Raw genomic sequence first — 13288 nt, 5'->3', positions numbered from 1 at the left:
ACCGGAAGGGGCGGCTTTCGCTTAAGCGGCTGCTCTGTTACACTTAAAGGAAATCAGGCAACGAATAGATAAGGATGGCGGAATAGAAATATGGCAACGTTGAAGCATGGAGATGTTGAGTTATTGGCGCCTGCCGGCGATTGGGATTGCATGCGTGCAGCAGTGGCGAACGGGGCGGACGCGGTTTTCTTTGGCGTGGAGAAGTTTAATGCCAGAGCTCGGGCGAATAATTTCGTTATGGACGAGCTGCCGGAGATTATGGCCTTTCTGCACAGCTATGGAGTGAAGGGATTTCTTACTTTTAATATATTGGTATTCGAGGATGAGCTGAATGAGGCGAAGCGCCTGATAGAGGCTTGTATCGATGCGGGCGTCGATGCGGTTATCGTGCAGGATTTGGGGCTTGTGAAGCTTATTCGCGAGATGTCGCCCGATTTTCCGATTCACGGATCAACACAGATGACGATTACATCGCCGGAAGCGGTGGAATTTACGAAGCCGTTCGACATCGAGCGGGTTGTGCTTGGCAGGGAAAATAACTTGAAGCAAATCAAGACGATTGGCGAGCAGGCGAAGCTGCCTATGGAAGTGTTCGTACACGGGGCGTTATGCGTTTCTTATTCCGGCCAATGCCTCACCTCGGAAATGTGGGGCGGCCGTTCGGCCAATCGCGGAGAATGCGCTCAAGCCTGCCGTCTGCCTTATGACCTCATGGTGGATGGCGAGCAGAAGCCTATGGGCGATGTGGCTTACCTGCTCTCGCCCAAGGATCTCGCGGCGGTGGAACTGGTGCCCCAATTGATTGAGGCAGGCGTGACCTCATTCAAGATTGAAGGACGGCTGAAGAGCCCGGAATATGTTGCGAATGTAGTGAGCAAGTACCGGCTGGCGATTGACAAATATTTCGACGGGGATCGGTCGGCCCCGTCGAAGGAGCAGATGCGCGAGCTGCAGCAGAGCTTCTCGCGTGGATTCACCCACGGCTTTTTGGGCGGGACCAACAACAAGCAGTTAGTGGAAGGAACGTTCCCCAAGAGCCGGGGCGTCTATCTGGGCCGTGTGGAGCGGGTGCTTCGCGATGCGGTGGTTTGCCGGATCGAAGCGCCGCTCAAGCGCGGCGACGGCATCGTCTTCGACGCCGGAGATCCTACGAAGAAGGAAGAGGGCGGCCGCGTCTACGATATACGCCGCCAAGGTGTCAAGCTGGAGGGAGAGGCGCAGGAGGATACGGTACTGGAGATCGTTGCCGGCCGTAATGATGTTGATCTGCGGCGCGTTCATGTGGGCGACCGGATCTGGAAGACGAGTGATCCCGCGCTGGACAAGAGGCTGCGTGCCACCTTTGAAACAGAAAAGCCATACCGGGTATTCCCGCTTCACGTGAAAGTCCGAGGCGTGCTTGGACAGCCGCTGCGTTCCTGGTGGACGGACGTTCAGAAGGGGACGACCGTCGAGGTAGTCTCCGAGCTTACGCTGGAGCAGGCTCAGAAGCGCCCGATGGATCATGCGTTTCTTGAAGAGCAGCTTGGCCGTCTTGGCGGCACGCTCTATCAGTTGGAATCATTGGATGCCGAGTTGAATGGCGATTTGATCGTACCTGTCCGTGAATTGAACCGGATGCGGCGTGAAGCTGTGGAGCTGCTGGCAGGCGAGCGGCCGAAGCCGCCCGAGTATGTGAAACGAAGCGTTGATGTCTATGCTGACGCCTCGCATAGAGGGACTATCGTTCCTGGGGACGGCGCCCAGCCAGCACAGGAGGCGCCGAGTCATGAAGGGGTTCGGCTGACGGTGCTCTGCCGCACTTTGCCGCAAGTGGAGGCGGCATTAAGACGGGAGGTCGGCATGATCTATGCGGACTTCGAATTCATCAAGCAGTTCCCAGCCGCGATTGAGCTGGCCAGGCGTGCGGGCAAGCCTATTGCACTGGCTACGCCGCGAATTCATATGCCGGGCGAGAACGGCTATCATGCCAATATACTGAAGCTGCAGCCGGATGCAGTGCTGGTTCGCAATACAGGGGCGCTCTATTACTACCTGCGGGCACGCGCCGAAAGGCCGGGCGAGAAGTTTCCGCAGCTGATCGGCGATTTTTCGCTTAATGTGGCCAATCATAAGGCGGCGGATCTGTTCGCTGAAGCGGGCTGCGACCTTATTACACCTTCATATGACCTGAATGTGCAGCAGATGTTCGATCTGCTGAACCGCAGCGATACGTCCAGAATGGAGGTCGTTATTCACCAGCATCTGCCTATGTTCCATACCGAGCATTGTGTGTACTGCACATTCCTTAGCGAGGGCACGGATTATACGAATTGCGGTCGTCCTTGTGAGGAGCGCCGTGTTTCCTTGCAGGATCGCATCGGGATGTCGCATCCGGTAAGAGTGGACGAGGGCTGCCGCAATACGGTCTACAACGCAATTGAGCAGTCGGGGGCAGAATATTTGCGTTCCTTCATTGATCTTGGCGTCTCTTCGTTCCGAATTGAGTTTCTGGAGGAGACGGCGGACAAAGTGGAGGAGGTCATCGATTTATATAGTGCCGCCATTGCAGGGAGAATTAATGGAACCCAGGTTTGGCGCAGTTTGAAAGCCATTAACCAGCTTGGCGTAACAAGAGGACAGTTAGTCAAATAGCATGATGATGCAAGAGCGGCCTATGACATTAATAGTAGGCCGCTCTTGTTTCTTAATCCGCATTTTTCTGCCCGTCATGCTAAATTTGTACAGAGATATGGGTCTTCAGGAAGGGTTTTGACAAAATAGGGCGAATAGTAGCATTAATTAACTTGAACACTGCAACCCAGTCAGAAGAAGCTGAAGAGGCTCGAGCTAAGGTTGGCAGTAAAAGGTGAACGTGGTGATCTGACATGATGGAACAGCAAAATGAGAATCGTAATTGGCTAAATGAAGTGCTTAACATAGAACAAGCTATATTGGATGGCAGAATGCCGGAAATAAGTGAACTGAAGGCGATCCCCGAAGAAATTCGCGGGAAGTCGCCCTTGCTTCTCCGCGCGGAATGCGAGGATGGACTGCTGAACGGGCGGATTGTAGAGACGAAGCAGCGGTTGGAATCGGCTTTGAAAGGATTCGCGGCTCAGGCTGATGAATCCGCCATGCTTTCGATGATGGGAATGCTGGCTCTGCTCTATGGGCAGGTGGGCGACCGCCAGGAGGCACAGCCGATTCTGTCGCTCCTCCGCCAGGAATGGGATCGAACACCGGATCATTGCAATGGTTTCGTCCCTTGGGCGCTGGCCCGGAATGCGGTGAACGGGAGCCCGGAGACGGCTGCCGATGCTAATAACGAGCTGGATGGGCTGTATTATGCGGCAGCAGAGTCGTTCCGGCGGGAAAGCAAGCCCCTCTGGTCGGCTTTCGTCCTGCTCGACCGGCTGCTCTATGATCCTCTAACAGTCGGGGATTCGGACTGGCGGCTATGGCTGCTCTACCTGGAGCGGCATCTTACAGGGGAGGCATACTGCGAACCGCTATATGAGATTCTAGCCCATCAACGGCCGAGCCCGGAGCAATGTGACAAGCTGCCGGCACGTTATGCCTACCTGTGCAGGGCGGTTCTGCTGCATGCGCCTGACGAGAAGCCAGTTAGCGCCTTGGCAGGAGATATCGAGATTCAAATCTATGTCGCGGCGGCAAAAGTGAAGCACCTTCTGGCAACCGGCAATCGCGTCAGGGCTTCAATTGAGCTTCAGACGATGGAACGGCTTCAGCAGCTTGTATCCACACCTGCATCGCTGAGGATGTTCCAGACGCTGTCGAGCAGCATCCGGCATGAGAGCGATAATGTAGAGCAGAAGTGGCAGGCTGCAGAACCTGCCGCTATTGAATCGAATAGCGATGCCGCAGACAGAGAGCCGCATCCGGCGTCTGTCAGATGGCGAATCAAGCTTATCGATGGCATTCTCTTCAGCACACAGCAGGGAGCGGCGGCTGAACCCGTTTGGAAGCGGCGCAAAGCGGGCGAGCTGCTCGTTTACTTGCTCCTGCAGCCGGGATATAAGGCGAATAGAGAGCAGCTGATTGAGCGCGTATTTGGCGAGGGCGAGCCTGCGAAACGGGCCAATCAGCTTTATGTAACCCTGCATGATCTGCGACAGACTCTCAAGGATGTAGGACTGCCCCAGGATCCTGTTTACGCCAAGCGAGGGGTGATCGGTATCGATGATGTAATCGTCGATGCTGTTGATGCAGAAACTTATATCACGCTTTCACGGGTCGGAGACCAGCTTTGGCTGGATGACCGCGAAGCGGCCTGCCGATTGTATGATGAAGCGCTGCCTCTCTTCGGGCAATTGGCTCCGGAGCTGCCTGTTTCGGAATGGCTGGAGCGGATTCGGGAGCAGCTGGTGGAGAGACAGACGGTGATGCTCAAACGGCTCGCGATCTACTACTCCGAGCTGCATGATGAGGTTCGCGTGGAGCAGCGTCTGGCGGATTGGATCGCCCTGCGCCCGGAGCAGGAAGAAGCCTATGAATTCATGATACGCCATTGCTTGCTGAGAGGACGCAGAGCGGAGGCAATCGGCTGGTATCGCCGGCTAGAGAGGACATGCAGGGAGCAGGGAACCGAGCCGCTCGCAGAGACGAAGCGTTTATTATGGGAATAGCCTGCAGTATAGCGCTCCGCCATTTGCTGGGCCGTCTGGGTATCGCTTATGTGGCATCTCTGCTTATCGGGCTCTGCCTTTTATACATTGAAACTGTGTTCATACTGGGAATACCTGTGCAGAAGCTGCTCCCGGTTGCTGTACCGGCTGCCGTTGTCGGCTGTATCGTTGCAACAGCGGCATTGCTGGGGATAACCTACTGGCAGCTTAGGCCGGTATTTAATGTTTTTGCAGATCATACAGCAAAGCAGGATGTTCATCGATCGCTTCAACTACTGTTTAATTTGCCGTATATTCTGCTGATTGCCATGAATGTGATCGGCCTGCTTTGCTTGATTCTCTTTCATGTTATGGGCGGAACCTATGCAAAAACATTGGATGAAGCCTATATGGTGGACTGGCCGCGGATGATTGGCATTTTTGCGGGAGAGCTGGGCTTAACGCTCCTCGTTTCCCTGCTCTTGTTCATAGCGGCCAGAAGAATTCTTCAATCCGATATTCTCAGATTCCAGCCTCCATCAGAACGGATAGCCGGACGCGCCTCGTTCGCTCAGCCGATGATGATCACCTATGCAGGCTCCTTGCTCGCGACGCTGTTGAATCTGCTGCAGCTTGTACTATTCTCTACGGCAGCGAACGAGCCGGTTGATCCCGTCAAATTCGGCATGGAAGCGCTCTTCTACTTTACGCTGGGGATGGCTATGCTCTGTTATGTGACCATTCAGTTCAGACATGAGTTGCGGGGACTGATCCGCAATATCCGGGAGCTGGTTGGCGGGGGACCGGCTCAGCTTGGAGGGAAGATGCTCTTCAGCTCGCATGATGAAGCGGTCGAGCTGGCCGTGGCTCTCAATGAGCTGCAAGCTCGCATCAATCGGGAATATGAGTCATTGGAACGGGAGCTCAAACTAGCCTACAATGTGCAGCAGAAGCTTCTTCCGCCTGGTGACATGACGATTGGCTCCTTCAGAATCACTGCGAGATACCAGCCTTACAGAGAGGTTGGAGGCGATTTCTTCGATGTTGTCCCGCTCGGCTCCAATCGGTTCGCAGTGATGATTGGCGATGTATCCGGCAAAGGAATGCCTGCAGCGCTGCTCATGTCAGCACTGCTGATCTTGTTCCGTTCGGAAATTAAGCGCAACGGGAATCCGGGGGAAGTGCTTGCCCGCATGAATCGCCAGCTGTGTGAGGCGATGGGCGAGGAAGGCTCGGTTTCCATCGGGCTTGGCGTCATCGATATGATGTCCAATGCCGTTCAATATGCCAGCGCAGGGCATTTATCCCCTTATATCGTCAAGCCGGACGGCAATTTCAGCGCGATTGACTGCAGCTCGCTGCCGATTGGATTTGATGATGAGCTTACATATGAGGTTCGCACGCTGCAGCTGGAGCCCGGCGACCGCTTCGTTTTATATACGGATGGGTTAATTGAGGCGGCGGACGATTCGGGGACGATGTACAGTTTTGAAGGGTTGGAAGCAGAGCTGTCGACATGGACTACGTGTAAGGAGCTGCCGCAAATGATTGATGATTGGCTGGGACGAATGGATCAGAGAAGCGGTGCGGGGAGTGATGACCGGACGGTTGTTATACTGGAGCTCGCGAATGATTTCTGCTCTCCGGTGGGCAAGCTGGGCGCGGAGGTGGCTGCTCACGGGGATGTTACGCATTTCTCGCCGCACCAATTCGTATACCGGGAATGGGTGATAGCGAGCAGGTTCGGGGAAGAGCGCGCGGTTACGGTCCAGCTTGGCGAATGGATGGAGCAGAGCTGGCCGCAATCCACGGTGCGCGAGGATATAGAAAGCGCCGTTGCGGAAGCGCTGCTGAATGCCATGGAGCATGGCAATAAGCTGAATCCGCGGGCATTCGTGACCTTGCAGGTGCAGATCGGCAGCCAGCTCGTCGTATGCAAAATATATGATGAAGGCGGAGGGTATTTCCCCCGTGTGTCCCGAAGTGAAGAGGAAATGGTCAGAAAACACGAATCGGAAGACCCTCGCGGCTGGGGGCTTGTCATGATAGATTCGCTCTCCGATTATTGGGCGACCAGCCGTGACGAAACCGGATTTTATACCGAGCTGTACTTTCTCCGGAAGTAAAGCGGGCTTTTATATTCATGAACTGTTATAAAGATAGGAGATCTGAAAAGATGGAACAGCCTTTTAGATTGGAATCCCGTCAATTTCCCAATGGCATTGTATTAACGCTGGCAGGAGATTTGACCAAATCTGCGGACACCGAGCTGTTTGCCAGCTTCAACGGAGGAACTGAGGTTGCCTCCAATGTCCGGTTTCTGGCGCTTGATCTTTCGCAGGTTGCGTATATTAATAGTGGCGGCATGGCGGTTCTGATCCGATTGGCCAGAATGGGACGGAAGGTGGGCGTACATACGTTTGCCTGGGGCGTATCGTCGCATTATGAGAAATTATTCCGCATGGTCGGTCTTACTGAATTTCTGATGCTGTATCCCAATGAATTCGCGGTCATTCAGCGCATTGAGGCGCTGGAGCTATAATAGACAGACTATCGAGAAGCACGGAGGTTATGATGCAGCAGCTCAACGCGGCAATTTATGAATCATGGAGACATGTCTTTAAGCTTGATCCGGATCGGGAACTTGATGACGGGGCGCTTGAGCGGATTTGCACATCGGGCACAGACGCTGTCATTGTGGGCGGATCCAGCGGAGTCACATACGATAATACAGTTGATTTGATGTCGAGAATACGCCGTTACGAGGTGCCCTGTGCCCTTGAAGTTTCCAGCGAGGAGGCGGCGGTGCCGGGCTTTGACTATTATTTTGTACCGCTTGTGCTTAATACGCCACATGGAGAATGGGTAGCCGGACGGCAAATTGCGGCGCTGCGCAAATACGGGACGTTCATTCCGTGGAATGAGACGGCTGCGGAAGGCTATTTGATCTTGAATGAGACGGCGGAAGCGGCCAGGCTCACAGGTGCGCAGACCCGGCTTGACGCCGAATCGGTTGCAGCGCATGTGTATATGGCGGACAGGCTTATGAGGCTGCCTATTCTGTATGTTGAATACAGCGGCACCTTCGGTGATATGGAGCTGCTGAAGCGGGTTCGAGGCTTGCTGACGGGATCGAGGCTATTCTATGGCGGAGGCATTGACAGTGCCGGGAAGGCCAGGCAGGCGGCGGAGTTTGCTCATACGGTTGTCGTTGGTAATGCGCTCTATGACCGGCTGGATGCTGCGCTTGAGACGGTACAGGCCGTGAAGGAGACGCGTTCTCCATACGATCATGCGAAGTGATGGTTCAAAGTGGTTTGCAAGAAAAGGAGCAGGAACGGTTATTCTGAACGAACCGCAAGCGGGATGGGGTTCGCTGGAGAACCGTTTCTTTTTTCATGGAAAATACAGTGAAATGGCTCATAATGAATTGACACCTAACGAGCATATGCTAGACTTGAATGTAGGCGAACAAATGCGAACAAAAGGAGTATTTAATATACAATGGTGAACCCTATCAATATCGACCAGGCCGTTCAGAAGCTTAATCCGCAGCAGCGGGAAGCGGTACAGGCGACGGAAGGTCCTCTCCTCATCATGGCAGGAGCGGGAAGCGGCAAGACACGCGTGCTTACGCATCGCATTGCTTATTTGATCGAGAAGCGCCGTGTCGCCCCGTGGAGCATTCTGGCCATCACGTTTACGAACAAGGCGTCGCGCGAAATGCAGGAAAGGGTGGCTGCGCTAATCGGGCCGTCCGGACGGGATATTTGGGTGTCGACGTTTCACTCCATGTGCGTGCGCATTCTGCGCAAGGATATTGGCCGAATCGGCTTTACCCAGAGCTTCTCGATACTGGATTCAACAGACCAGTTGTCCGTCATTCGGAATTGCATGAAGGATCTGAATATCGATACGAAGAAATTTGAGCCCAAGAGCGTCCAGGCAGCTATCAGCGGAGCCAAGAACGAACTGATCACCCCGGAGCAGTTTGAACGCAAAATAGGCGATTATTTCGACGGAATCGTAGCCAAGGTGTACAGTGCGTATCAGAAAAGGCTGAAGAGCAACAATTCACTCGATTTTGATGACCTCATTATGAAGACGATCCAGCTGTTCAAGGACGAGCCGGATGTATTGAACTTCTACCAGAATAAATTCCGTTACATTCATGTCGATGAGTATCAGGATACGAACAGGGCGCAGTATATGCTGTGCCGGATGCTTGCGGACAATCATCATAATATATGTGTAGTGGGTGACAGCGACCAATCGATTTATGGCTGGCGTGGTGCAGACATTACGAATATTCTGAATTTCGAACAGGATTATCCGGAGGCGAGAACGATACTGCTGGAGCAGAACTATCGCTCTTCAGCGAACATTCTTAATGCTGCCAATGCTGTCATTGCATTGAATACAGGCCGCAAGGCGAAGAAGCTGTGGACGGATCGCGGCGAGGGAGCGGGCATAACGGTCTATCAGGGGGATTCCGAGCATGAGGAAGGCTTCTTTGTTACCTCGGAGATCCGCAAGAATGCCTCCAATGGGCGGAAATTTGCTCATCACGCGATACTTTACCGGACGAATGCCCAATCGCGGGTCATTGAGGAGACGCTGATCAAATCCGATATCCCTTATCAGATTGTCGGTGGAATCCGATTCTACGACCGCAAAGAAATCAAGGATATTCTTGCTTATTTGCGTTTAATCTCCAACCCCGATGACGATATTAGCTTCAATCGGATCGTGAATGTGCCCAAGCGCGGCATAGGCGATACGACTGTGGCCAAGCTGGCTGAAGAAGCAGGTCAGAAGGGAATCTCTATCTTTGCCCTGCTGGAGCAGTTGGACTGGCTTGAGCTGACAGGGCGGGCGCGGACTGCGCTGAGAGAGTTCCGCGATATGATCGATAATTTGACCAGAATGGTTGATTATTTGTCGGTGACGGAGCTGGCTGAGAAAGTGATAGAGATGAGCGGCTACCGCGAGGAACTGGTGCGTGAGAATACACTGGAATCCAAATCAAGGGTGGAGAATATCGAAGAGTTTCTGTCCGTGACACAGGACTTCGAGAAGCGCAATGAGGATAAATCGTTAATTTCATTCCTTACGGATTTGGCGCTTATTGCAGATATCGATTCCATGGACAAGGATGAGCCGGAGGGCGGCGTGAAGGATGCGGTTGTCCTTATGACGATGCACAGCGCCAAGGGTCTGGAATTTCCGATTGTCTTTATTATTGGTATGGAGGAAGGCGTGTTCCCGCACAGCAGAGCATTTATGGACAATGACGAGCTTGAGGAAGAACGGCGTCTCGCCTATGTTGGCATCACACGAGCGGAGGAGCAGCTCTACTTGACCTGCGCGCGGATGCGCACCTTGTTCGGCCGGACAAATTCGAACAAGCCGTCTCGTTTTCTTGAAGAGGTGCCTGACGAATTGAAGGCGGAAGCCTCGCCGTTCGGGCGCACAATCGGGCGTCAGGCGGGCGGCGGAACAAGCGGCGGCAGCCGGTATGGCGGAGCGGGTTCCGGTACAGCCGGCTTCGGACATCGCGGAGGGGCGGCTGCACGCCCGAATGCGGGCGGAAGTGCGGGCGGCGTGCGGGTAAGCACACCGTTGGATGCGGCCAAGGCTGCGGGCGGCGGCGCCGAAGGCGCAGCGGCGCGAGACTTCAAGGAAGGCGACAAAGTGACGCACAAAGTGTGGGGAATCGGCACGGTCGTATCCATACGCGGGGAGGGTAACGGGAAGGAACTCCAAATCGCCTTTCCGGCGCCGATTGGCTTGAAGAAGCTGCTCGCCAGCTTCGCTCCAATTACGAAGGTATAGCATTTTGCATAGCATAGATCGGGTAACTGAGACTCAGCAGCGACAATGGAACTTGGAAAGGTAGGTTCATGGATGACAACGGCAATGGAACCGGGAAACAATGGGGCGCCCCAGCCTCAGCAGCTTTCGCGCATGCACGAGCTTGCGGAACGCATCGAGCAGCATAACTACAGCTACTACACGCTCGATCAGCCGACGATCAGCGATAAGGAATATGATGCCTTATATGATGAGCTGATCCAACTCGAACAGGAGACCGGTTATGTGATGCCGGATTCGCCTACAGGGCGAGTCGGCGGAGAGATTATTAAGGGGTTTGCTCCCCACCGGCACCGCTCCCCTTTATGGAGCCTGGGCAAAGCCCAGAACATCGAGGATTTGATCGCCTGGAACACACGCATCCGCAAAGGAATCGCAGATTACAACACGAAAAACCCGGACGAAGCTCCCCTGCCGGAGCCAACCTATGTCATTGAACTCAAGTTTGATGGGCTGACGCTTAATTTGACCTACGAGGCTGGCCGGTTGGTACAAGCGGCGACTCGTGGCAACGGAGCGGTTGGCGAAGGCATTCTGGCCCAGGTCAAGACGATCAAATCCATTCCACTAACGATTCCATTCGTAGACGGGACTATTGAGGTGCAGGGCGAAGGCATTATGAACCTGTCCGTGCTGGAGGCTTATAACAAGACTGCCGCAGAGCCGCTCAAGAACGCGCGCAATGCCGCAGCAGGGGCGCTTCGCAATCAGAATCCGCGCATTACAGCAGAGCGCAAGCTAAGCGCGTTCTTTTATAATGTCGGTTTTGCAGATGGCGTTTCTTTTGAAACTCACATGGAGATGCAGCAGTTTCTACGCGACAACCGGTTTAAAGTGAATGACTATGCAACGTATTGGAGCACGATTGAAGAAGTGCAGGAGGAGCTGGACAGGCTTGCGGCTGTAAGGGGCGGTCTGGATTATTTGATAGACGGCGCAGTTGTCAAGCTTACAGATATGCGAACTCGCGAGGTGCTGGGCTATACGGACAAGTTCCCCCGGTGGGCTGTCGCATTCAAGTTCGAGTCGGAGGAAACGACAACTGTGCTGGAGTCTGTCTCATGGGAGGTTGGCCGCACAGGCAAAATAACTCCCGTCGCCCGTGTCGAGGCCGTTGATCTCGCAGGCGTTACCGTTCAGAACTGCACGCTGAATAATATGGGAGATATCGAGCGGAAGAACCTCAAGCATGCCCTTGGCACAAGGGTGTTCATCCGGCGTTCCAATGATGTCATACCAGAGATACTCGGCAAGGCTGATGATGAGCAGGGCCAAGAGATTCCTTATCCTGATGCTTGCCCGTCATGCGGCACTCCGCTGGAGCTCCGAGGAGCGCATCTGTTCTGCAACAACAAGCTGGGGTGCAGACCGCAGATTATTGGGCGCATTACCCATTTCTCTTCCCGTGATGCGATGGATATCGAATCGTTCAGCATCATGACAGCGGAACAGCTGTATGAGGAATGCGGTGTGCGCGATCCGGCGGACTTATTCAGTCTCCAGTACGACAACTTGATTGGGCTCGAACGATTCGGTGACCGCAAAGCCCGCAAGCTGCTGGAGGCGATAGAGAAATCCAAGGAGCGCGGTCTGGCCGCCTTCCTATTCGCACTCGGCATTCCTAATACAGGCAAAGCGACGACGAAGATGCTGGCTGATCATTTTGGCAGTATTGCCGCCATACGTGTAGCTTCTGTGGAGGAACTTGTTGGGCTGCCTGATGTTGGGGGCATAGTCGCTGAGAGCATCTATACTTATTTTCATGATCCAATAGCTTCTGAAGCGATCGATCGCATGCTGGCCCTGGGCGTAAAAGCCGAGACGGAGCAGGCGCCTACCACTCGGACGGACACGGTGTTCAGCGGCAAAACCGTCGTTCTTACAGGAACGCTGCCAACAATGACGAGAGACGAAGCGGCCCGAAAGCTGGAAGCATGCGGCGCGAAAATTAGCGGCAGTGTCTCCAAGAAGACCGATTTCGTAATCGCAGGGGAAAGTGCAGGCAGCAAATTAACGAAGGCCCGCGACCTTGGCATTACCGTTATTGAAGATGAGAATGAGCTCAAGGCGATGCTGGGAGAAGTGTAAATAGAAGTGCAGATAGCTTGTACGGGAGGGGCTGTTCCGGCTAATAAAGCCGGGGCAGTCCCTTGTCATATATTTCTAGTTGTAATTTGTCGAAGGATGTGTTAAATTATTTCTTGTCGCTTTTGAAGCCCATGTGTATGACACTAAGCAGTATGTGAAATAATCATAAAACAAAGTGTTGACATGAGGTTGAAAAGCTGATAACATAAAAACCTGTCACGACAAAAAGTGACGGCAAGTTCTTTGAAAACTGAACATATGGATCGAGTTTTAATTCGACAACGTTTTAAATATGTAATGAGCTAACAAGCTTCTACTAGACGGAGGCCTTCGGGCTGAAGTTATGGAAGGTGTTTCGCCGGAGGCTTTGGCTGAAGCGAAATGACTTCTTTTATGGAGAGTTTGATCCTGGCTCAGGACGAACGCTGGCGGCGTGCCTAATACATGCAAGTCGAGCGGACTTGAAGAGAAGCTTGCTTCTCTGATAGTTAGCGGCGGACGGGTGAGTAACACGTAGGCAACCTGCCTGCAAGACTGGGATAACATTCGGAAACGAATGCTAATACCGGATACGCAATTTGGCTGCATGGCTGAATTGGGAAAGACGGAGCAATCTGTCACTTGCAGATGGGCCTGCGGCGCATTAGCTAGTTGGTGGGGTAACGGCTCACCAAGGCGACGATGCGTAGCCGACCTGAGAGGGTGATCGGCCACACTGG

At 53.7% G+C, this 13288-nt stretch carries 7 protein-coding genes and 1 rRNA gene; all 8 read left to right on the top strand.

The features are described 5' to 3' along the window. The first annotated feature begins 90 nt into the window (after nucleotides 1-90). Nucleotides 91-2634 carry a U32 family peptidase gene (locus K0T92_RS09340; RefSeq protein ID WP_219872198.1) on the top strand — a complete coding sequence of 848 codons (2544 nt, stop codon included), beginning with the start codon at nucleotides 91-93 and terminating at the stop codon, nucleotides 2632-2634. Between the two features lie 233 nt (nucleotides 2635-2867). Next, nucleotides 2868-4628: an AfsR/SARP family transcriptional regulator gene (locus K0T92_RS09335; RefSeq protein WP_219872197.1), complete on the top strand. Its 1761-nt coding sequence runs from the start codon at nucleotides 2868-2870 to the stop codon at nucleotides 4626-4628. After that, a complete protein-coding gene (locus K0T92_RS09330; RefSeq protein WP_219872196.1) occupies nucleotides 4571-6733 on the top strand; it encodes an ATP-binding SpoIIE family protein phosphatase in 2163 nt (720 codons plus the stop codon). Before K0T92_RS09335 ends, K0T92_RS09330 begins: the two co-directional genes overlap by 58 nt. 50 nt (nucleotides 6734-6783) lie before the next feature. Next, complete coding sequence (locus tag K0T92_RS09325; RefSeq protein ID WP_219872195.1) at nucleotides 6784-7149, top strand: STAS domain-containing protein; 366 nt, start codon at nucleotides 6784-6786, stop codon at nucleotides 7147-7149. Nucleotides 7150-7178: 29 nt separating this feature from the next. Beyond that, nucleotides 7179-7910: a heptaprenylglyceryl phosphate synthase gene (gene pcrB / locus K0T92_RS09320; RefSeq protein WP_246628035.1), complete on the top strand. Its 732-nt coding sequence runs from the start codon at nucleotides 7179-7181 to the stop codon at nucleotides 7908-7910. A gap of 201 nt (nucleotides 7911-8111) precedes the next feature. Beyond that, nucleotides 8112-10442, top strand: coding sequence for a DNA helicase PcrA (gene pcrA, locus K0T92_RS09315; RefSeq protein WP_219872194.1), 2331 nt, complete (start codon nucleotides 8112-8114; stop codon nucleotides 10440-10442). A gap of 72 nt (nucleotides 10443-10514) precedes the next feature. Next, nucleotides 10515-12569 (top strand): NAD-dependent DNA ligase LigA, encoded by a 2055-nt coding sequence (ligA, locus tag K0T92_RS09310; protein ID WP_246628034.1) that lies wholly within the window; start codon nucleotides 10515-10517, stop codon nucleotides 12567-12569. A 390-nt stretch (nucleotides 12570-12959) separates the two neighbouring features. Continuing rightward, nucleotides 12960-13288, top strand: a 16S ribosomal RNA gene (locus K0T92_RS09305); the annotation flags it as partial.

Origin of the sequence: Paenibacillus oenotherae (genome assembly GCF_019443105.1) — a bacterium.
Taxonomy (GTDB): domain Bacteria; phylum Bacillota; class Bacilli; order Paenibacillales; family Paenibacillaceae; genus Paenibacillus_Z; species Paenibacillus_Z oenotherae.
The sequence above is the reverse complement of the archived record's forward strand: the minus strand, read 5'-3'. Positions and strand labels throughout refer to the sequence as shown.